Annotated in this window: 23 protein-coding genes; 22 read left to right on the forward strand and 1 reads right to left on the reverse strand. The window is 34.2% G+C overall.

Going from position 1 to position 22,507, the window contains the following annotated elements; all coding sequences use genetic code 11:
* Positions 1-23 precede the first annotated feature (23 nt).
* From prsW to rpsA, 7 genes are all read left to right on the forward strand, one after another.
* The gene (gene prsW / locus ACTQ5K_RS08265; protein WP_235249986.1) at positions 24-692 is read left to right on the forward strand and encodes a glutamic-type intramembrane protease PrsW; all 669 of its coding nucleotides are present in this window, start codon (positions 24-26) and stop codon (positions 690-692) included.
* Positions 693-892: 200 nt separating this feature from the next.
* Positions 893-1,951 carry a spore cortex-lytic enzyme gene (sleB, locus tag ACTQ5K_RS08270; RefSeq protein ID WP_251628005.1) on the forward strand — a complete coding sequence of 353 codons (1,059 nt, stop codon included), beginning with the start codon at positions 893-895 and terminating at the stop codon, positions 1,949-1,951.
* Positions 1,952-1,964: 13 nt separating this feature from the next.
* Positions 1,965-3,311, forward strand: coding sequence for a germination protein YpeB (gene ypeB, locus ACTQ5K_RS08275; protein ID WP_031538289.1), 1,347 nt, complete (start codon positions 1,965-1,967; stop codon positions 3,309-3,311).
* Positions 3,312-3,586: 275 nt separating this feature from the next.
* A complete protein-coding gene (locus ACTQ5K_RS08280; RefSeq protein WP_031538290.1) occupies positions 3,587-4,258 on the forward strand; it encodes a flagellar brake protein in 672 nt (223 codons plus the stop codon).
* A 120-nt stretch (positions 4,259-4,378) separates the two neighbouring features.
* On the forward strand, positions 4,379-4,555 hold the full coding sequence (locus tag ACTQ5K_RS08285; RefSeq protein WP_031538291.1) for a DUF5359 family protein: 177 nt from the start codon (positions 4,379-4,381) through the stop codon (positions 4,553-4,555).
* A gap of 258 nt (positions 4,556-4,813) precedes the next feature.
* A complete protein-coding gene (gene cmk, locus ACTQ5K_RS08290; protein WP_031538292.1) occupies positions 4,814-5,491 on the forward strand; it encodes a (d)CMP kinase in 678 nt (225 codons plus the stop codon).
* 187 nt (positions 5,492-5,678) lie between these two features.
* Entirely contained in the window at positions 5,679-6,818 is a 1,140-nt protein-coding gene (rpsA, locus tag ACTQ5K_RS08295) for a 30S ribosomal protein S1 (RefSeq protein WP_031538293.1), read from the forward strand.
* A gap of 73 nt (positions 6,819-6,891) precedes the next feature.
* Here the strand turns inward: rpsA and ACTQ5K_RS08300 are convergent, their stop codons facing one another.
* Positions 6,892-7,029, reverse strand: coding sequence for a YpzI family protein (locus ACTQ5K_RS08300; protein ID WP_065429089.1), 138 nt, complete (start codon positions 7,027-7,029; stop codon positions 6,892-6,894).
* A gap of 217 nt (positions 7,030-7,246) precedes the next feature.
* Here ACTQ5K_RS08300 and ACTQ5K_RS08305 point away from each other — a divergent pair, with 217 nt between their 5' ends.
* From ACTQ5K_RS08305 to aroH, 15 genes are all read left to right on the forward strand, one after another.
* Complete coding sequence (locus tag ACTQ5K_RS08305; protein ID WP_031538294.1) at positions 7,247-7,855, forward strand: YphA family membrane protein; 609 nt, start codon at positions 7,247-7,249, stop codon at positions 7,853-7,855.
* Positions 7,852-8,742: a YIEGIA family protein gene (locus ACTQ5K_RS08310; protein WP_031538295.1), complete on the forward strand. Its 891-nt coding sequence runs from the start codon at positions 7,852-7,854 to the stop codon at positions 8,740-8,742. The genes ACTQ5K_RS08305 and ACTQ5K_RS08310 overlap by 4 nt, the downstream gene beginning before the upstream one ends.
* On the forward strand, positions 8,739-8,924 hold the full coding sequence (locus tag ACTQ5K_RS08315) for a capping complex subunit for YIEGIA (RefSeq protein WP_031538296.1): 186 nt from the start codon (positions 8,739-8,741) through the stop codon (positions 8,922-8,924). The genes ACTQ5K_RS08310 and ACTQ5K_RS08315 overlap by 4 nt, the downstream gene beginning before the upstream one ends.
* 579 nt (positions 8,925-9,503) lie before the next feature.
* Positions 9,504-10,814: a ribosome biogenesis GTPase Der gene (gene der / locus ACTQ5K_RS08320; RefSeq protein WP_031538297.1), complete on the forward strand. Its 1,311-nt coding sequence runs from the start codon at positions 9,504-9,506 to the stop codon at positions 10,812-10,814.
* A 16-nt stretch (positions 10,815-10,830) separates the two neighbouring features.
* Positions 10,831-11,880 carry an NAD(P)H-dependent glycerol-3-phosphate dehydrogenase gene (locus ACTQ5K_RS08325; RefSeq protein WP_031538298.1) on the forward strand — a complete coding sequence of 350 codons (1,050 nt, stop codon included), beginning with the start codon at positions 10,831-10,833 and terminating at the stop codon, positions 11,878-11,880.
* A gap of 800 nt (positions 11,881-12,680) precedes the next feature.
* Positions 12,681-14,159 carry a stage IV sporulation protein A gene (gene spoIVA / locus ACTQ5K_RS08330; protein WP_031538299.1) on the forward strand — a complete coding sequence of 493 codons (1,479 nt, stop codon included), beginning with the start codon at positions 12,681-12,683 and terminating at the stop codon, positions 14,157-14,159.
* Positions 14,160-14,636: 477 nt separating this feature from the next.
* Positions 14,637-14,909: an HU family DNA-binding protein gene (locus ACTQ5K_RS08335; RefSeq protein WP_016203034.1), complete on the forward strand. Its 273-nt coding sequence runs from the start codon at positions 14,637-14,639 to the stop codon at positions 14,907-14,909.
* 431 nt (positions 14,910-15,340) lie between these two features.
* On the forward strand, positions 15,341-16,159 hold the full coding sequence (locus ACTQ5K_RS08340; protein ID WP_048717802.1) for a heptaprenyl diphosphate synthase component 1: 819 nt from the start codon (positions 15,341-15,343) through the stop codon (positions 16,157-16,159).
* Between the two features lie 6 nt (positions 16,160-16,165).
* The gene (locus ACTQ5K_RS08345; RefSeq protein ID WP_031538301.1) at positions 16,166-16,867 is read left to right on the forward strand and encodes a demethylmenaquinone methyltransferase; all 702 of its coding nucleotides are present in this window, start codon (positions 16,166-16,168) and stop codon (positions 16,865-16,867) included.
* A gap of 247 nt (positions 16,868-17,114) precedes the next feature.
* Positions 17,115-18,077 carry a heptaprenyl diphosphate synthase component II gene (gene hepT, locus ACTQ5K_RS08350; RefSeq protein ID WP_031538302.1) on the forward strand — a complete coding sequence of 321 codons (963 nt, stop codon included), beginning with the start codon at positions 17,115-17,117 and terminating at the stop codon, positions 18,075-18,077.
* Between the two features lie 129 nt (positions 18,078-18,206).
* Complete coding sequence (ndk, locus tag ACTQ5K_RS08355) at positions 18,207-18,653, forward strand: nucleoside-diphosphate kinase (protein ID WP_031538303.1); 447 nt, start codon at positions 18,207-18,209, stop codon at positions 18,651-18,653.
* A gap of 247 nt (positions 18,654-18,900) precedes the next feature.
* Positions 18,901-19,674: a CheR family methyltransferase gene (locus ACTQ5K_RS08360; protein WP_031538304.1), complete on the forward strand. Its 774-nt coding sequence runs from the start codon at positions 18,901-18,903 to the stop codon at positions 19,672-19,674.
* A gap of 198 nt (positions 19,675-19,872) precedes the next feature.
* Positions 19,873-21,045 carry a chorismate synthase gene (aroC, locus tag ACTQ5K_RS08365; RefSeq protein WP_251628003.1) on the forward strand — a complete coding sequence of 391 codons (1,173 nt, stop codon included), beginning with the start codon at positions 19,873-19,875 and terminating at the stop codon, positions 21,043-21,045.
* Positions 21,045-22,127, forward strand: coding sequence for a 3-dehydroquinate synthase (gene aroB, locus ACTQ5K_RS08370; RefSeq protein ID WP_251628001.1), 1,083 nt, complete (start codon positions 21,045-21,047; stop codon positions 22,125-22,127). The genes aroC and aroB overlap by 1 nt, the downstream gene beginning before the upstream one ends.
* Positions 22,128-22,493, forward strand: a complete 366-nt coding sequence (gene aroH / locus ACTQ5K_RS08375; protein WP_251627999.1) for a chorismate mutase — start codon at positions 22,128-22,130, stop codon at positions 22,491-22,493.
* Positions 22,494-22,507 lie beyond the last annotated feature (14 nt).

The raw sequence follows: 22,507 nt of genomic DNA on the forward strand, positions 1-22,507 counted from the left end.
AACAGAGGAAAAGGGGAATTGACATGTTGGCGATTTTTTCAGCCGGAATAGCGCCTGGATTAGCATTATTAAGCTATTTTTATTTAAAAGATCAATATGGTTCAGAACCAATATCACTCGTCTTGCGGTCTTTTATTTCAGGCGCACTACTTGTTTTTCCAATCATGTTTATACAATATGTGTTACAAACAGAGAATGTTATTCCAGAAGGTATTTGGAGTGCACTGTTTACCACCAGCCTATTAGAAGAATTTTTTAAATGGTTTATTCTTTTTTATACAGCAGTTAAGCATGCTGATTTTGATGAACCTTATGATGGAATCGTGTATGGAGTTGCCGTTTCATTAGGATTTGCGACCATGGAAAATATTCTTTATCTAGTGGCAAACGGACTAGAATATGCTATTGGAAGAGCATTGCTCCCTGTTTCCAGTCATGCACTATTTGGAGTCATTATGGGCTATTATTTTGGTAAAGGAAAATTCATTGTGCCAAGAGGGAAATGGTTGGTATATTCTTTACTTGTTCCTTTCATCCTTCATGGTGTTTATGATTATATATTATCCTGGGAGAAAATTTGGCTGATTTTTATTACCCCATTTATGCTCTATTTATGGTGGCTAGGACTTCGAAAGGTAAAGAGTGCTCGAGAGTTAAGTAATGAACCTATACAAAAAATGACAGGAACATGAATGTATAAAGGAATAGAGGGGAAAATTTACCATTATGCGAAAAATGGTTTCATAAACCTCTATGGAATAGGGATGAGTGGCAATATAAAAAGGCAACAAAGTAGAGTGAATAACTTCACTCTACTTTTTTTGTATAAAAAACCATTTGCTACAAAAAATACTGTTAATGTTAATAGTATTTAGTTATGGGGGTAATAAGCATGAATAAAAAGTTTTTACTCACAAAAATATCGGTCATCCTTTTTGTTTTGTTAGAACTACTAGCATTCCCTTTTCATGATCAAAAAGTGCATGCATTTTCTGAACAAGTTATACAGCATGGTGCTGTAGGGGATGATGTTATTGAATTACAGGCTAGACTGCAATACGTAGGCTATTATAATGGAAAGATTGATGGTGTTTTTGGTTGGCAAACATATTGGGCATTAAGAAACTTTCAGTATGAATTCGGATTGCCAATTGATGGTTTAGCTGGCACTAAGACGAAAGATAAGCTACTTCGTGCAACCAAATATAATGAACAGTTTGTAAAAGAACAAATTAACCGTGGAAAAAAGTTCTCCCATTATGGTGGAGTTGATTTAGAAAAGCAAAAGACTCCGTCTGCTAAGAAAGAGACAACGCAAAAGCAAACAAAAAAACCTAATACTAAAACGGAGAAAAAGCCAAGTAATAATACAGCTAAGAAGCAAAGTGATACACAGAAGAAAGCAAGTAATGGTGGCCAAGCAACCCCGAAAAATAATACTTCTGGAAACCAGAATGGTACGGGGACAAGTGCTGGTGAGGGAGGTACTGCAACAGAGAATAATAACACTCCAGCACCACAAAATACAGCTAATACAAATGGTGGCGAAAATACTACAGGGAAAGAACCAACTGCAGCAAACGTACCAAGTGGATTTTCACAAAATGATATTCAATTAATGGCTAATGCAGTATATGGTGAAGCAAGAGGTGAGCCATATGTCGGCCAAGTAGCTGTTGCAGCAGTAATTCTAAACAGAGTTAATAGTGCTACATTTCCTAATACCGTTTCTGGTGTCATTTTTGAACCACGTGCGTTTACAGCGGTTGCTGACGGACAAATATGGCTAACTCCTAATGAAAGAGCAAAAGAAGCAGTATTAGATGCGATAAATGGATGGGATCCAACGGGTCATGCTTTGTATTATTTTAATCCGGATACAGCAACTAGTGCATGGATTTGGGGTCGACCACAAATTAAACAAATAGGTAAGCACATATTTTGTAAATAGTGGGGTGAGATGAATGTTAAGAGGAATATTAATAGGAGTATTAACACTTGGGATAGCAGGAGTAGCCTACTGGGGCTATCAAGAACACAAAGAGAAAAATGCAGTATTATTAAATGCAGAGAATAACTATCAAAGGGCTTTCCATGATTTAACGTATCAAGTAGATTTACTTCATGACCAAATTGGTACAACATTAGCAATGAATTCACAAGAATCTCTTTCTCCTGCATTGGCAGAAGTATGGAGAATTACATCTGAAGCACATTCAGATGTGGGACAGTTGCCATTAACATTGCTACCATTTAATAAAACAGAAGAATTCCTAGCAAACATTGGTGACTTTAGTTACCGTACTGCTGTAAGAGATTTAAATTCAGAACCATTATCTGATGATGAATATAAGAAATTAGATGAATTGTATAAAGAAGCAGCAGATATCCAAGATGAATTACGAAATGTTCAGCATCTAGTTCTGGAAAATAATCTCCGCTGGATGGATGTTGAAATGGCATTAGCCACAGATAAGCAGTTAGATAATACCATTATTGATGGTTTGAAAACCGTAGAAAATAAAGTGGAAGGTTATCAGGAAACAAGTTTTGGAGTAACAAATGTTAATATGGAAAAAAAGGACGAAAACTTCAAACATTTAAAAGGAAAGAAGATTTCTGAAAAAGAAGCAGAAAATATTGCAAAAGAATTTGCTGAATTTAAAAATCCTGTAGATGTGAAAGTCACTGAAAGTGGAGAAGGTTCAAATTATGGATTCTATAGTGTAACATTAAAGGAAAAAGGTACAGATATAGAAGCCAATATGGATATAACAAAACAAGGTGGATATCCAATATGGTCGATTGTTTCTCGAGATGTAAAAAAAGATAAAATTAGCCTTAATGAAGCGAATAATAATGCTGTGAAATTTTTAAAGGATCATAACTTTAAAAACTTAGCTTTATTTGAAAGTATGCAGTATGAAAACATTGGTGTGTTTAATTTTGTAACAGAAGTCGATGGAGTAAAAATATATCCAGATAGCATAAAAATGAAAGTTGCATTAGATAATGGAAATATCATTGGCTTTGCAGCAGAGGATTATTTAATGGCAAATACAGAAAGAGAAATAAAAGATCCGGTGATATCTAAACAAGATGCATTAAAGAAAATCAACAAACAGGTTAATATTATGGATGATGGATTAGCAATAATCCTTAATGATCTTAATGAAGAAGTGTTATGTTATGAATTTATTGGAACATTAGGAGAAGATACTTATCGGATTTATATTAACGCCGATAATGGAACAGAAGAAAAAGTTGAAAAATTAAAGAATGCTGAACCAGTTTATGAAGAAGTAGTATAATAAAAATAAAAAAGCTGTCAACAGGCTCTAAAAAGGAGAAGGTTGACAGTTTTTTTCTCTTATTCTTAAACTCCAGTAAGACGCTCCATAAGGTGGTATTGCCAAATATAATTTAATCATGCAATAATGATACATGAAAGTAGGTATATAGTTCGGTGTATAGAGTATATTTATGAGTCCTAAGAACTATTTACGGATAGAAGTGCTACAATTAAATAAAAATAAAGTACATAATAAAGGTAGATATAATCCAAAAAAAGGAAAGTGTGAGATAAGTGATTTCAATTGGAGATACATTAATTATTGAACCGATTCATGGAGAAAAAAAAGTTGATCAATATAAAAGCCGTGTTTTAGGAATGGAGGAAAAATCCCTTTATATTGAATATCCCATTCATCTTGAAACAAATAAGCTGATTTTTCTAATGAATGGTGCTCAATTAAGAGTGAATTTTGTTACAAATGAAGGAATCGCTTATTTATTTCATTCAGAAGTAATCGGAAGAAAAAAAGATAATAATGTACCGGTGTTAATTCTTTCATTACCTAGCATAGATCAAATGATTAAAATTCAGCGAAGACAATTCGTACGGATTGAAACAAGTATTGATATGGCTATTCATCCAATGGAAGTAGAGAACTCCTTTCAGCCATTCACAACGGTATCTTTAGATTTTAGTGCAGGGGGAGCTGCGGTTATTGTTCCTAAAAAAATATACTTAGAGGAAAATAGTAAGATAAAAGTTTCATTAGTCTTACCCTTACAGAACGGAGAGTATAATTATTTGCATCTAGATGCGGAGATTAAAAAAATCATTGATTACAATGAAAATAGCAATAAAATGTCTATTGAATTTTTAGATATTGAGCCAGTGGATCGTCAGTCGATGTTAAGATTTAGTTTTGACCGCCAATTATCCTTAAAAAAGAAAGGGCTTGAAATCTGAATAAAGGAATACTAAAACTCCGATACTAACTTTATAGGATGAATTCGTATTGATGATCGCTAGGAAGTTTTACTTTCTTCTCTACGATTGTAGTAGTGGCTAGTAAAAGGAGTGCTTCGAATGAAAACGGTAGAAAGAATTATAATAAAGATAATCCTGCTTCAAATCGTCTTTTTTTTAGTTGGTCAAATATTTCATATGTGGGATATTATCCCGGAAATAAGAACCATTACCCAATATGAAGGAGTTATGGATTCCAATTTTATATCCTTTCTTGAGACTTTTGGAAGAAAATAAAACATGAATGAAGAAATTTGTCTTTTTTTCTTATAATTGTTATATACAAAAATGCTACATAAATAAGCCGATATTAGTGATAAAAAATGAAAAGAAATATGTTAAAATAAAAGATAGTTAAGCCAAATTAAGGCTAGCTCTCCTAATGATGAGATGCTGCTTTTAAGAAGGATTGTATATTCTTTAGAAGCCAACAACGGTTATGGAGAATTTTAATAAGATAATTGGTATATTTGAGCCAGTAGTTCAGGAGGATTTATGGAAAAGAAAATTAGCATTGCAATTGATGGCCCCGCAGCTGCAGGGAAAAGTACGGTTGCAAAGATTGTCGCAGAACAATTAGGATATATTTATATCGATACAGGTGCGATGTATAGAGCATTAACCTATAAGGCAATAAATCATAAATTGAATTTAGAAGAAGAAGAGAATTTAATAAATATGTTAAATGAGACTGTGATTGAATTATTCCCAGGTGAGCAAGGACAATTAATTTTCTTAGATAGCAAAGACGTAACAAAGGAAATTCGTTCAAGTGAAGTAACGAACTCTGTTTCTATCGTTTCGAAGCATAAGCTTGTAAGGGAAGAAATGGTAAGAAGGCAGCAAATGTTTGCAGTAAATGGTGGAGTGGTAATGGATGGTAGAGATATCGGCACCCATGTGATTCCTACTGCTGAGGTGAAAGTATTCCTTTTAGCGTCTGTTGATGAAAGAGCTTTTAGAAGACATAAAGAGAACATAGAAAAAGGATATGAATCTGACTTAGAACAATTAAAACAGGAAATTGCTGCAAGGGATAAATTAGATTCAGAACGTGAAGTTGCCCCCCTTAAGAAGGCGGATGATGCGATTGAAATCGACACAACTTCTTTATCTATTTATAATGTAGTAGATAAAATCATGGAATTAACAAGAGAAAAAATAAGCAATTAATTTTAACAGATAGAAGATCCACTTAATCTTAAAAACTAGTCTAGTGTTTCTTGCTTGACAAAAAAACAAGTTTGTAAGAAGTTTAAAGAGAAGAATTCTTAAAATTCGTATGCATGATAAATTTATTTAAGCTGCAGGATGTTTTTAAACAAATATTTATGCAGGTAGAGTCGAAGGAGGAGTACATATGTCTGAGGAATTAAATGATGTAGTTGTAAATAATTATTCTGTTGGAGACGTAGTAAATGGTCAGATTACGAAGGTAGAAGAAAAACAGGTAATTGTTGCAATCAGTGATAGTAAACTTGATGGGATACTTCCAATAAGTGAATTATCAAGCTTGCACATTGAAAAAGCAAGTGATGTTGTGTCAGAAGGAGACAAGCTTGAATTAGAAGTTATTAAAGTGGAAGAGGATGCCCTTGTTTTATCAAAAAGAAAAGTCGATGCCAAAAAGGCGTGGGATCAACTTGAAGAGAAGTTTAATTCAGGTGAAGTTTTCGAAGCAGAAGTAAAAGACGTTGTTAAAGGCGGACTTGTTGTTGATCTTGGTGTAAGAGGCTTTGTACCTGCATCCTTAGTAGAAGCTCATTATGTAGAAGACTTTTCTGATTACAAAGGTAAGACAATTTCTTTTAAAATTGTCGAACTAGAAAAAGATAAAAGCCGCCTTATTCTATCCCATCGCGCTGTAGTAGAGGAAGAGAAAAGTAAGCAAAAGCAAAATCTTCTTGACTCGATTGAAGCTGGCCAAACACTAACAGGTACTGTACAAAGAATTACTGATTTTGGTGCGTTTGTTGACTTGGGAGGCATTGATGGATTAGTTCATATTTCTCAATTGTCCCATGAACATATTTCTAGCCCAACAGATGTAGTTCAAGAAGGTCAGGAAGTAAATGTGAAGGTACTAAGTGTAGATCGTAATAATGACCGTATCTCTTTATCTATTAAAGAAACACAGCCAGGACCATGGGCGAACATTGCAGATCGTGCTGAAAAAGGTAGTGTACTAGATGGAACAGTTAAGCGTATTGTTTCATATGGCGCGTTTGTTGAAGTGTTCCCAGGGGTAGAAGGACTTGTGCATATTTCACAAATCGCCCATAAACATATTGGAACACCACATGAAGTGCTAAAAGAAGGTCAAGAAGTTCAAGTGAAAGTTTTAGATGTTAACGAAGAAGACCAACGCCTTTCACTAAGTATTAAAGAACTTACAGAGAAAGAAGTGGATGAGGAAGAAGTGTATGAGCTTCCTGAAGAATCAAAAGGTTTCCAATTAGGTGATATGATTGGAGAACAATTGAAAAAGTTGAAAAACTAATTTCTTTGTTTCGTTAAATAGAAAGAAGATATAATAGGGTGGCCATTTTTTTAGGTCACCCTTTTTGCAATGCCTACTTATTATCGTTTAATAATCTGCCTTCTTCAGGACTTTGTAATCGAGTTGAACCATTATAATGAAGTGCTTGGTCACGGTCAGACTCTACTCGGTTACTTTGTTTTAATTTTTTTTCCTGTCTATCCTTAGCCATAGAATTTACCTCCCAAAATAATTAATTGATTCCATTCATGACATGGTCCGTTCACTTCCTTAATGGAAGTTTCTTTTTAGTATTCTACAGAATAGTCGAAACTACATGATGAAAAAAATTCCTTTTGCATAGCAACATATTTCCTTTGTTTACTTGTATCTTTTTCGTTTAAATTACATCCTGCCGAGACATAATGGGAATTAGGAGAGTGAGTATAATGGAGGGATCAATCTTTTTATTTTGTGCATGGTTTATCTGGATTGTTACGACGTTTTTTTTACAAAAAGATAATCCGAAGCGAACTAAATATTCCATTTATGTATTAATAGCAATTGTTTTAAGCCCCTTTAAATGGGAGTGGCATGAAATAAGTAGTTCTGTTTTACTTTTGAGTATATTAATTATCTCGTTTTATTCTACTGGTCGTTTACGATGGAAAACGACTATTTATATTATCATAGCGTCCTTTTTTACGATGTTAGCTTATGCCACATATGAACTGATGGCAATCATTGATCCTATCTGGGTATTTATTCCAGGACCTTGGCTTAAAGTAAGTATATTGTTTGTCCTAGTTATCCTTTTACATAAAAATATAGTCTGTCAAATACTTATTTTGCTAATTGGAAGTAGCACTGGAGAAATATTATTGAGTAGCATTTTAAGAAATTATCAGATGGAATATTATATTGGTTCTTTGAGCTTTTTTGACTATTTAATGCCTGGTGTAGTTGGATTCTTATCCCTATTTTATATAAGAATGACACTAGTAAAATGGGAACAGCATGTATTTATGCTTGAAAAGGAGAGACAAAAAAATATATGAGTAACTTTACTTATCCAATTTTACTTGGAGTAATTGTTGGGACAATATTAAGAATGTATATGCTAAGAACAGATTATCGCCAATATCCTACTTATTTGCATGGGAAAATTATTCATATCGCGCTAGGCTTCATAGCAGCAGGGCTGGGTTCCGTGGCCATTCCTGCAATCTTAAACAAAGATTATACAGCAGTAACTTTCTTAACTGTTGCAGCTTCTCAATTTCGAGAGGTTAGAAATATGGAACGAAATACGCTTACGGAGTTGGATAGTTTCGAAATGGTTCCAAGAGGAAAAACGTATATTGAAGGAATTGCTATTGCTTTTGAAAGCAGGAACTATTTGGTAATGTTTGCAGGTCTTTTAAGCACCTTTGGCTATATTATTTATAATATATGGACAGGTATTCTTGCAGCAATCATCTCTGTAATCATAGCGAAAAAATTGATGTCTGGTGGTCAATTAAAGGATATTGTAGATATTTCATATGCAAAGCCAATGTTTGATGATTCGGGTCTATATGTAGATACCATTTATATTATGAATATTGGTTTGCCAGAGCGGCAGAAGGAAGTCTTAAAGTATGGAATGGGCTTTATCTTGACTCCTAAAAATTTTAATGCCAGAACTACCATTGCAAATTTAGGACAGAGGCAGGCAATTCTATATGATGTGACTACTGCTCTTGGTGTCTATCGAGACTCTGGAACACCCGCATTAGTACCATTAGCTAAACGGGATTTAGAGGATGGAAGGGTGGCTGTATTCGTGCTACCTCAAATACAAAATGAAAAAAAGGCGATTAGTATTATTGGAGCCGTGCCAACGTTAGAAAATGCCATTCGGATGCCCAGTAAACGCTTAGAAAGAGAGGGAGAGATAGAATGAATTTAGAAAAATACATTTTAGCCTCCATTACAACTAATCCAAGCAAAGTCGCACCAGGAAACGGTGTGTATTATTGTGAAAATACGACTGAGATGGAGAATGTTGCCACTAATCTAGAAGCTATATTAGATGGGATTGCTCATAAAATTGGGGAGGAAGTTTATATTATAGTAAAGCATTAAATGCAAATTAGATAAAGTTTTCCAATGAAGAAGGAAGTTTTCAATAGGATTTAGTTTATAAAAGATTAGGGTGTAAGGGAGCGTATATATTTTATAAAAACCAATATATACGAATTAGCGCATACATTGTGAAAAAGTTATAAAAATGATGATTATTGTAAAGAAATGTAGTTTTCTGTTGCTTGGATAACATCTCTTTGATAAACTGTTTTAGTTAGGGGTCTACTTCTCTATTTTAGGGTTAGCCCCTATTTTTACTATTTTTTGTTAAAGGGTATTACTTGAGCAATCGATTATTGGTTTCATTATGTTTAGAATCTTAGGAATAAGTTTTTCATTTTGTTTTTAATCTTGCTTATAAGAGTGTGATTTCAGCCTAAAAAACAACAAATTCGAATGATAAAGAATTCTAATATCCACGAAACTAAAAAGCGGAAGTACTATATTTTCATGTACTTATGTTATAAAGGTAATAAATAATTTAAGAATGTTCTTTAACACTGTGATTACTTAGTTACTATTTTTTTAAGGAATCATGTGGCATGGATAGAATGATTATGTGTGAAGGGAATGATAGCGATGGCTAAACCAGTTATTGCGATAGTTGGAAGACCGAATGTAGGAAAATCGACTATCTTTAATCGGATAGTGGGAGAACGTATTTCAATTGTGGAAGATATACCAGGAGTAACGAGAGATCGTATTTATAGCTCTGCAGAATGGTTAAACCATGATTTTAATCTTATTGATACAGGTGGAATCGATATTGGGGATGAACCATTTTTAGATCAAATACGTATGCAAGCGGAGATAGCAATAGAAGAGGCAGATGTTATTATCTTTATAACAAATGGTCGTGAAGGGGTTACTTCTGCCGATGAAGAAGTTGCAAAAATATTGTATAAAGCTAAAAAGCCAGTTGTTCTTGCCGTTAATAAAGTAGATAATCCGGATATGAGAGAACAAATCTATGATTTTTATGCATTAGGATTTGGCGAACCATTTCCAATTTCAGGATCTCATGGTTTAGGTCTCGGTGATTTATTGGATGAAGCTGCAAAGCATTTTCCTAAGCATGATACAAAGGATTACGGTGATGATATTATTAAATTTTCTCTTATTGGGAGACCAAATGTAGGGAAATCATCCTTAGTTAATGCAATGTTAGGAGAAGATCGAGTAATCGTTAGTAATGTAGCTGGTACTACTCGAGATGCAATTGATTCTGAGGTAACGGTTAACGGAGAAAAGTTTGTTATTATCGATACAGCAGGAATGAGAAAAAAAGGAAAAGTATACGAATCTACAGAGAAATATAGTGTATTACGAGCATTGCGAGCAATTGAAAGATCGGATGTTGTTTTAGTTGTTATTGATGGAGAAGAAGGAATTATTGAACAGGATAAAAAAATTGCTGGATATGCACATGAAGCTGGAAGAGCAGTGATTATTGTCGTGAATAAATGGGATGCAGTAGAAAAAGATGAGAAAACAATGAAAACATTTGAACAAAATATTAGGGAACATTTCTTATTCCTTGATTATGCTCCAATTGTTTTCCTTTCAGCAAAAACGAAGAAACGGATTCATACATTAATACCGATGATTAAAGTTGCTAGCGAAAATCATACTCGTAGAGTGGAAACAAGTGTGTTGAACGATGTTATAATGGATGCTGTAGCGATGAATCCTACTCCAACCGATAAAGGTAAACGATTGAAAATATACTACACTACCCAGGTTGCGGTTGGACCACCAACTTTTGTCGTTTTTGTCAATGATCCAGAATTACTTCACTTTTCTTATGAGCGATTTTTAGAAAATCGTATTAGAGATGCATTTGGTTTTGAGGGAACACCGATTAAAATCTTTGCAAGAGAAAGAAAATAATAGAGGTGTAAAGAAGATGAAAATTCAAAAAACTGTAGCGATGATTGGTGCTGGCAGTTGGGGAACAGCACTTTCATTAGTACTTGGCGATAATGGTCATACTGTTCGTATTTGGGGTAAAGATGAGAAAAATATTGCAGAGATCAATAATTTGCATCAAAATAATAAATATTTACCAGGTATAACCTTACCTAAAGAAGTAGTCGGAACTACATCTTTAGAAGAAAGTGTTCGCAATGTTGATTTTATTATTTTAGCTATACCAACAAAAGCGATGCGAGAGGTTATTCCGCAATTGCTTCCATATATAAACGAACCAAAAACAATCATTCATGTTAGTAAAGGAATTGAGCCTGAAACGTTAATGCGTATTTCTGAAATTATCGAGGAAGAGATACCAGAAAGTAAACGAAAAAGCATTGTTGTATTATCAGGTCCTAGTCATGCAGAGGAAGTGAGTCTTCGACATCCGACGACCGTTACAGTATCATCCAAGAATATGACCGAAGCAGAACTTGTTCAAGATTTATTTATTAATCATAATTTCAGGGTTTATACAAATCCAGATCTTATAGGTGTTGAAATTGGCGGAGCATTAAAAAATATCATTGCAGTTTGTGCAGGTATTGCAGATGGTTTAGGATTTGGTGATAATGCCAAGGCAGCTTTAATAACAAGAGGACTTGCTGAAATGGCTAGGCTGGGAACAAGAATGGGAGCAAATCCCCTTACGTTTGCAGGTTTGACTGGGATTGGAGATTTAATTGTTACATGTACAAGTGTCCATTCTAGAAACTGGAGAGCTGGTAACATGCTTGGAAAAGGCCAAGTGTTAGATGAAGTTCTTGCTCAAATGGGTATGGTTGTGGAAGGAATTCGGACTACAAAAGCTGCACATCAGCTGTCAGAAAAATATGGTGTTACGATGCCTATTACGAATGCTTTATTCCAGATTTTATTTAATGATCAAGATGCAAAAGCTGCCGTAGAGAGCTTAATGGCAAGAGGAAAAACGAATGAAATGGAAGATTTAATAAACATCCTTGCCTCTCAGTACATAGAATAAGAAAAAGATGTGTATTTTTCATCCTTTCTTATAAAAGGATGAAAAAGGAATCTTTTTAAGCAAATATAGGCGTTTTAATGGTTCGAAAATGGATGTAATAACATAAAATGTTTTGAAGCAACCTAGTGGAATGAACAGGGTATGGGTCAAATAGTTGATGGATAATCAAAGTGAAAAGTTTCCCCTACTTTTTACTTTGATTTTTTTATTTTTCCCATTTTTAAACTTCAGGAAGAAGCAACAGAAAGCTTAGGATAATTTGAGGAAGAAAGTGGAAGATAAAACTATCCGTGAAGGTTAAATTGCCTCAACTACCCATTAGGTGTCAGGAAAGAAAGCATCCACAAATGGAAGTTCGCTTAAATCATAGTGATGATTTAGTTTAAATGCTTTATTATAGAGATGTGTGAAAACCTTGAAACATGTTGGTTAACTAGAAAGACTGGCTGATTAATATTATTTTCCCTTCCTTGTCTCTTTTCTATCTTTTTTCCAAACAAAAATGTCATATCCCTTCTCTTCATGTATATATTGAAGAGAAGGTTTTTTATTTTATCTATGAGTGTTTTTTATGAATTAGGTAAATTTCAGAATCAAATAAAAAACGTATGGATGGGTACCATTTTTACGTTCATAAACAACTAACTTGCTAAGTAAATATAAAAACTAGCAAAAAAAAGGAGGGGAAAATAAAAAATAAGTCATAAAGAGATAGGACAACATCATAAATATATATTGTCTAATAGTATTAAAAGGATAATTCTATCCCATGTACTAGGAAAAGTTCAGGAGGGGATCACTTGGAAAAGGTAAATATTTTTAAAGATATTGCCGAAAGAACGGGCGGTGATATTTACTTAGGTGTAGTAGGTGCAGTACGTACTGGAAAATCAACTTTTATAAAAAAATTCATGGAATTGGTCGTAATTCCGAATATGGAAAATGAAGGGGAAAGAACAAGAACAAAAGATGAGCTTCCTCAAAGTGCAGCAGGAAAAACGATTATGACAACAGAACCGAAGTTCGTTCCAAATCAAGCGGCCTCTATTAAAGTAGATGAAGGGTTAGAAGTAAATATTAGGCTTGTTGATTGTGTTGGCTATACAGTGCCTGGAGCACAAGGATATGAGGATGAAAATGGGCCTAGAATGATAAATACACCATGGTATGAAGAACCAATTCCATTCCATGAAGCTGCTGAAATAGGAACTAGAAAGGTAATTCAAGAGCACAGTACAATTGGAGTAGTTATTACAACAGATGGTACTATTGGCGATATTCCAAGAAGTAACTATCTAGAAGCTGAAAATAGAGTAATTGAGGAATTAAAAGAGGTTGGGAAGCCGTTTATTATGATTATAAACAGTGCACAGCCATATCATCCCAATACGGAAGCATTAAAGGATGAGCTTTCTGAAAAATACGATATCCCAGTAATTGCGATGAGTGTAGAAAGTATGCGTGAAGCAGATGTTTTAAATGTAATGCGTGAAGCATTATTCGAGTTCCCGGTATTGGAAGTAAATGTGAATTTACCGAGCTGGGTAATGGTATTAAGAGAAAATCATTGGTTAAGAGATAATTACCAAGAAGCAGTAAAAGAAACAGTAAAAGACATTAAGAGATTAAGAGATGTAGATAGAGTTGTCTCTCAATTTAGTGAATATGAATTTATTGAAAATGCTGGTCTAGCTGGCATTGAAATGGGCCAAGGGATTGCCGAAATTGATCTATTTGCACCAGATGAGTTATATGATGACATTTTAAAAGAAATTGTCGGGGTAGAAATTAGAGGAAAAGACCACTTACTAGAATTAATGCAAGATTTTGCCCATGCAAAAACGGAATATGATCAAATTTCAGACGCATTAAAAATGGTGAAGCAAACAGGTTATGGGATTGCTGCTCCATCCTTAGTTGATATGAGCTTAGATGAACCTGAAATCATCCGTCAGGGATCTAGATTCGGCGTTAGACTAAAAGCTGTAGCGCCTTCTATCCATATGATTAAAGTAGATGTTGAAAGTGAATTTGCTCCAATTATTGGATCGGAAAAACAAAGTGAAGAATTAGTCAGATATTTAATGCAGGATTTTGAGGATGATCCATTATCAATTTGGAATTCAGATATTTTTGGAAGAAGCTTAAGTTCAATCGTCCGAGAAGGCATTCAAGCTAAACTCTCCCTTATGCCAGAAAATGCTCGCTATAAATTAAAAGAAACATTAGAAAGAATTATCAATGAAGGTTCTGGTGGACTAATAGCAATTATTTTGTAAGAACTCTATTTTAGGGTTCTTTTTTTTTATTTTATTTCGAGAAGAAAGCGAAATTTGGTATAAAAAAAGCCTAATAGAGGCATTTTATTTATTCTTATACCCACCATTTACTTAAGTGAAACAATGGAGTTATAGTTCTTTTTACGTTTTAATTTTGGTTGTAAATGGAAATTTTATGGTTTTAATGTTACGCTTTTATTTCAAAATAAGAAAATATCGCTATCAATACATAAAATTTCTTGATATGCATAAACGATTATGATAATCTTTTAAAGGAATTAGCGTTATATAAGGTTTCTTATTCTTTATGTAAGGGTTAAGTTACTTTATACTTGAATACTTCTTTGAGTGAACAAATGTATGTCATTTAAGAAAAAATTCGGTAGGACGTATATAATTCCGTTAATTTGTTTACAAATAAAGATATGAAACTAATTTTAGGCTTTTATTTGAAACACTCGGGAGGAGGTGAAAGGCATGAACAAGACAGAATTAATCAATGCAGTTGCTGAAGCAAGTGAACTATCAAAAAAGGACGCTACTAAAGCAGTTGACGCTGTTTTCGATACAATCTTGAATGCTTTAAAAGATGGTGATAAGGTTCAACTTATCGGTTTTGGTAACTTCGAGGTACGTGAACGTGCGGCTCGTAAAGGTCGTAACCCACAAACTGGTGAAGAAATTGAAATCGCAGCAAGCAAAGTTCCTGCTTTTAAACCAGGTAAAGCACTTAAAGACGCAGTGAAATAATTACATATAATAGTATTTCACTAAAACCGCGAAATTATCGCGGTTTTTTTTTATGAGTTTTTTTATAAAATAATGATGATTGAAATGAAAGGAGAAAAAGGAATAAGAGAGAATCTTTCCAAAGTAGCTATTGTACCCCTTTACTTTCTCTTGTGATATAATAAATAAAATATGTGATTGAAATGGAAAAGTTCTGTTTAGTGCTGTTTTCTAAAAGATTGGTGTGTTTCCAATAGAAAAAACCAATAAATTCAATAACTAATAAATCTGAATACACGTAGACTCCTATGGTAGCGGCTCGGCACTCGACCAATGGAAAGCGAAGTGTATTTAGGCTGCGGGTCATAGCAACAACTTTACATATAATAAAGAATAATATTTCGACAGTTTTTAGAGATTGGCATGAATAGATAATAGCGAAAGAGGAATAAATGGGGAACAAGGGTGATATTATGGCTATACAAGAATTAATAGAGAGTGTAAAAATCAAAGTAGTTGAAAAAACCTCCAATCATTATTTACAAAAACATATACCAAATCCAATTTTGGATGAACATAAGCTTTTACTAACAATAACAGTCTTATTACAGGCAAATGTAAAAAAACAGGATATTATTACCTATGCAACAACAATTACACTTATTCAGATTGCCCTTGATACCCATGAGCTCGTTACAAATGATAAGATGCATAAGGGAAATGAACGAAGTAGACAATTAACGGTATTAGCAGGGGATTTATACAGTGGGCAATACTATAAAATATTAGCTGAAATAGAAGACTTTAAAATGCTTAAGTTTTTAGCAGAAGGCATTAAAGTGATTAATGAGAATAAAATATTCTTCTACCATCATAGCGCAAAGGGAATAGAGCAATTAATAAAAAGTCTAAAAGATATTGAAGGAGCATTAATCCAAAAGCTAGTCGACTACTATCAAATGGATGGATGGAAAGCTTTTGTGGAAGAATTTTTGTTTCTTCATCGAATTTGCAAAGAAAAAGAGTTGTTTGATCAAACGAATAGTTCAATGGTAGTAGATGCTTTTTTTAAGTATGAGAATAAAAATAAATTAAATTCAATAACTAAAAATAATAAAGATGCAATGATGGATAAATATATAAAAGAGGCAAGTTTACGTGTAGAAGAGTTGTTAAATAGTCTTCCAGCATTGCAAGAAGAATTTAGAGAAACCGCCTATCGATTTTTGAATAAACTAAGCAAACAACAATTGTACGTAGAGGAAGGGTAAATAATAATGCAAGAGCAGCAGTCTAAAGAAGAAAAGGTACATAATGTATTTGAAAAGATTTATGGGAATTATGATAGAATGAATTCGTTAATTAGCTTTCAGCAGCATAAATTATGGCGAAAAGACACGATGAAGCGAATGAATGTGCCTAAAGGTTCAGCATGTTTGGATGTATGCTGCGGAACAGCTGATTGGACAATTAGCCTAGCAGAGCAAGTTGGCCCTAACGGGGAAGTGATTGGTCTTGATTTCAGTGAAAATATGCTAAGCATAGGAAAGCAAAAAACAGCTGAGTATAAAAATATACAGCTAATTCACGGCAACGCCATGGAGTTACCCTTTGCAGACAATCATTTTGATTTTGTAACAATCGGCTTTGGTTTGCGTAATGTTCCAGACTACTTAACTGTTTTAAAAGAAATGAGAAGAGTAGTAAAGCCTGGAGGGATGGTTGTTTGTTTAGAAACATCGCAACCAACAATGCCAATTTTTAGACAAGGCTACTATATGTATTTTAGATATATTATGCCGATTTTTGGTAAACTTTTTGCTAAAAGCTATAAGGAATATTCATGGCTACAGGAATCAGCGCGAGATTTCCCAGGTATGAAAGAACTAGCTATGATGTTTGAAGAAGCAGGATTAAAGAGAGTAGGATATAAAGCTTATTTTGGCGGTGTTGCTGCAGTTCATTTTGGTTATAAGTAATAATCTCAATAGTGATGAAAGTCCTGTAAGGGAGAAAAGCTTTTTAGCTGTTTAAAAATTTTATTTAGATATGGGAATAGCTGGAGTAGTCTAAATAGAAGTGGAGAAAATGTTTAACAAGGTTCGCCGCTGTTTTAGCAAAAATGGAAAGTATATTAAAGGCTACTATAAGAAAAAAGAACTAGAAATAATGTCAAGGAAATACATAATTATTTTAAAATATGGATACAAGTTGGGTGAGTAGTTGGTGAAATTAAAAATGATGTACTCATTTTTGAATTCGGATATTGAAAAAATTGAGAGAGAATTAGAAGAAACCGTACAGGCAAACTCTATTATATTACGTGAGTCTTCCTTGCATTTACTACAAGCAGGTGGAAAAAGAATACGTCCGATATTTGTATTGCTTGCAGGGCAATTTGGAAATTATGATATCCATAAAATAAAAAAAGCAGCAGTTTCGTTGGAATTAATTCATATGGCATCATTAGTTCATGATGATGTAATAGATGATTCTGATTTAAGAAGAGGTCAGCCTACTATTAAAGCAAAATGGGATAATAAAGTAGCGATGTATACAGGGGATTACATTTTTGCTCGGTCAATGGAAATTATGAGTGATATTAATAAGCCTGATGCCCACAGAGTACTTGCTAATACAATTGTGGAAGTCTGTATCGGCGAAATTCAGCAAATAAAAGACAAATATCGATTTGATCAAAATATTAGAGATTATTTTCGGAGAATAAAAAGAAAAACGGCTTTATTAATTTCAGCAAGTTCTTTAGTAGGTGCGATTGTTTCGGATGTTGAAGAAGAATTCCAGCAAAAGTTGCATCAATTCGGGTACTATGTTGGTATGTCTTATCAAATCATAGATGATGTACTAGATTTTGTTGGGACAGAAAAAGAATTAGGAAAGCCAGCAGGCGGGGATTTACTTCAAGGAAATATTACATTGCCTGTTTTATTTGCAATGGAAAATGAAGAGGTTCGCAAAAAAATAATCACTGTCCATGAAGCAATGTCAAAACAGGAATTAACGGAGGTTATTACAAGCATTAAAAATACAGATGCAATCGATCGTTCTCTTCAAGTAAGTGACCTGTATTTAAATAAGGCCCTCTTAACTATTCGTGATTTGCCGAATGGAAAAGCCAAATCGGCACTAGCTAATATAGCAAAATATTTGGGTAAACGTAAATTTTAGCAATTGTAACAGTACCTATTACATATGAAAGCGTTTAAAGATTCTTTTGCAAAATTCGAATTTTTGTGTTAAGTTCTTTTCATGAATAACCATTTTTGCTAGTCTAATACATATGGTAGGAGTGAGCTTATGGAAAGAACATTTCTAATGGTAAAGCCAGATGGTGTACAAAGAAATTTAATGGGGAAAATAATAGCCCGGTTTGAAGAAAAAGGTTTCCAACTCGTTGGAGCAAAGCTTATGCATATTTCGGAAGATTTAGCAGAACAGCATTATGCAGAACATAAAGGTAAGCCGTTTTTTACACAATTAGTAGATTTTATCACTTCTGGTCCTGTATTTGCAATGGTTTGGCAAGGAGAGGAAGTTATCGCAAAATCGAGAATAATGATGGGGAAAACAGACCCTCTAGAAGCTTTGCCAGGTACCATTCGTGGCGATTTTGGAGTAGTAAAACATAAAAATATAATTCATGGATCTGATGGAAAAGAAAGTGCGCAAAGAGAAATATCCCTATTTTTCGATGAGGAAGAATTAGTAGAGTATCATAAATTATTAGATAATTGGGTTTACTAACTTTTGGTTATAATAGCTGTCCTGTTCATCAGGACAGCTATTTATATGTGGATAAACGATATTATCAGGTAGCGTTCCCCGTGTTTCCTTTATCTCAGTCAGAGCCCTCCAGTTTGTACGACGATAAACAGGCGCCTCCACATTTCGATTAATTATATGAATTATCGGAATAAAATTTGGCCCTTTTTGAGGAAAATCGTATATACTAAAAAAGAAGTTGATTTTATGATGGTTGTGAGGAAATTACATGGAGAAGGATTTTCAAGATTTTATTAAGAATTTCTATAGATTATCAGGAATAGATTTGTCTTTATATAAAGAGGCACAAATGAAAAGAAGGTTGACATCTCTTTATGAAAAAAGGGGTTTTACTTCTTTTGCAGATTATTTTAAAGCAATACATACGAATAAGAATTTATTGGACGAGTTATTAGATCGGATGACAATTAATGTTTCTGAATTTTATCGTAATTATAAACGGTGGGAGGTTTTAGAGAAAAATATATTGCCCGATCTCCTTAAAGCTAAAGCGCAGATGAAGGTATGGAGTGCTGCTTGCTCGACAGGGGAAGAGCCATATACATTATCAATGCTTCTTTCCAATGAAATGAAGGCAAAGGATTTTCAAATCCTTGCAACAGATATTGATGTTAATGCATTGGAACGTGCGAAAAATGGTGTGTATTTAGAGAGAGCATTAAATGAAGTGCCAGTGGCGCAAAAGAATAAGTATTTTGAACAGCAAGGCTCGATGTATAAAATAATGGACGAAGTGAAAAAAAACGTCACATTTAAAAAACAGAATTTATTGGCGGATTCATTTGGTGGCCCATTCGATTTAATCGTTTGTCGAAATGTTTTAATATACTTTACAGAGGATGCAAAAGATTTGCTTTATCACAAATTCGCTCAAGCCTTAAGACCTGGTGGGATTTTCTTTGTCGGTAGTACAGAACAAATTTTTACCCCCGCAAAGTATGGCTTAGAAACAGCAGATACTTTCTTCTATCGTAAAATATAAGCAATGGCAAAACAACCACAAGAATATCCCGTTGTTTTGCCATTGTTTAAATAATTACTGTATGGTCATCCTTTGAATTTACAAGAGATTTAGATGATTTTGCAAAGATTTTTAGGTTTTTCTCTATTCATAACTGGATAGGTATGTTATATTGAAACATAATTACTTTAAAGCGTTGAAGGGAGAAAGGATTTATATATGAGATACTTAACATCTGGGGAATCGCATGGTCCCAAACTAATTACTATTATAGAGGGTCTTCCTGCTGGAATGCCTTTATTAGCGGAAGATATAAATGAAGAATTAGCTAGAAGACAAAAAGGCCATGGTCGAGGAAGAAGAATGCAAATAGAAACAGATACCGTGGAAATCGGTGGTGGAATTAGACATGGTTATACGTTAGGTTCACCTGTTTCTTTAATTGTAGAAAATAATGATTGGAAACATTGGACTAAAATTATGGGTCAACAGCCAATCGATGAAGCAGAAGCAAATGAAATTAAGCGGAAAATTAGCCGTCCAAGACCAGGCCATGCTGATTTAAACGGTGCTATTAAATATGGTCATCGAGATATGAGAAACGTATTAGAGCGTTCGTCCGCACGTGAAACGACCGTTCGGGTGGCAGCTGGTGCAGTTGCGAAAAAGCTGCTCTCTTTATTGGGGATTAAAATTGCTTCCCATGTTGTGGAAATAGGCGGAGTGAAATCCAATGTTACGAATTATGCATCAATCGAGAAGCTTAGGGAAATAACAGAGAATTCCCCTGTCCGTTGTTTAGATGAACAAGCAGGCGCTGAAATGATGAAGGCGATTGATGATGCGAAAGCAAGTGGTGATTCTATTGGAGGCGTAGTAGAAGTAGTTGTGGAAGGTATGCCAATTGGCGTCGGCAGCTATGTTCATTACGATAGAAAGTTAGATGCGAAGCTTGCTAGTGCCATAATGAGTATTAATGCATTTAAGGGTGTCGAGATTGGTATTGGTTTTGAAGCGGCGAGAAAGCCAGGAAGTGAAGTCCATGATGAGATTATCTGGGATAAAGAAACAGGATATTCTAGAAGAACGAATCGTTTAGGTGGTTTAGAAGGTGGAATGACAAATGGCATGCCAATTGTTGTTAGAGGGGTTATGAAGCCGATTCCGACACTTTATAAACCATTAAAGAGTGTTGATATTGATACGAAAGAAGAGTTTACAGCAAGTATTGAACGGAGTGATAGTTGTGCAGTGCCAGCAGCTTCAGTTGTTGCAGAGCATGTTATTGCATGGGAGCTTGCTTCAGCTATCGTTGATCAATTTTATTCTGATCGTTTCGAAGGACTTGTTGCTAATATTAGAGAGCATAACAAACATGCGAGGGAATTCTAATGCCCACTGTTTCAATTCAAACTTCGTCGAAACAATATGATATGTGGATTGGGGAACATGTCATTAAACAACTACATTCGTTTATTCAAAGTAAATTTGAAGACGTAACGAAAATATTGATTATTACTGATGAATCCGTAAAGAAGCTACATTTAGCAACAGTAGAAAAAGAACTTTCCTCTCTCCCTGTTATAACATATACAGTACCTGCAGGGGAAAAGGCAAAATCATTCGATGTTTTTTATGCTTGCCTTACCTATATGCTAGAACAACATTTAGATAGAAAATCACTAGTTTTGGCATTAGGTGGTGGAGCAGTTGGGGATTTAGCTGGCTATGTAGCTGCATCCTTCATGAGAGGTATTCCCTTTATTCAAATACCTACAACTGTTTTAGCTCATGATAGTGCAGTTGGTGGAAAAGTTGCGATAAATCATCCTCTTGGAAAAAATATGATTGGTGTTTTTAATCAGCCAGAAGCGGTTTTTTATGATACAACCTTTTTGTCTACTCTGCCAATTCAGGAGCTGCGTTCAGGGTTTGGTGAAGTGATCAAGCATGCATTAATAAGTGATTCACAGTTTTATCAAGATTTGACTACTAATATAAATAACTTATCAAAAGTAGACATAGCTTATTGGTCTGAAATACTAGAAAAGGGAATTCTAGTTAAACGATCTATTGTAGAGAAAGATGAAAGAGAATCAAATATACGAGCTTTTTTGAATTTTGGTCATACGCTTGGGCATGCAATTGAAGCGGAGATGGGCTATGGTAAATTTACGCATGGGGAAGCTGTCGTAATCGGAATGATTTTTGCATTAAGGTTAAGCAAGAAGAAATATGATATAGCCTTTTCAATGGAGGAATACATAAAGTGGCTCCAATTACTTGGTTATACCTGTGATATTCCAGTGAATTTAGAAATAAACAATTTAATTAATCGAATGAAGCAAGATAAGAAATCGATTAATGGAACAATCCGTTTTGTCTTACTAAAAGAATTAGGTAAACCTGTTTTAGTAGAAATAGGTGAAGCGGAAATTAGAGAAGAATTAGCTATATTTAAAGGTGGGAAGTAGATGATTAGAGGAGTTAGGGGAGCTATTACGGTTGAAAATAATGTAGAGGCAGAGATATTATCAGCTACAGAAAGCCTTTTTAAAGAAATGATAAACTCCAATCAAATTAAAGCGAGCGATGTTGCCTCTGTATTTTTATCAGTAACGGATGACATTAATGCAGCTTTTCCTGCAAAAGTGATTCGTATGCAAGAAGATTGGATATTTGTTCCGGTAATGTGTATGAAGGAAATAGCAGTTCCCAATTCATTAGAGAAGTGTATTCGTATTATGATGCATTGGAATACAGAACTTTATCAGGATGAGATTCAACATATTTATTTAGAAAAGGCAATTCAATTAAGACCAGATTTAACAAAACAATAAATAACTTTTGGGGT

This window comes from Niallia sp. Sow4_A1 (assembly GCF_052116745.1).
GTDB classification, from domain to species: Bacteria; Bacillota; Bacilli; order Bacillales; family Cytobacillaceae; genus Niallia; species Niallia hominis.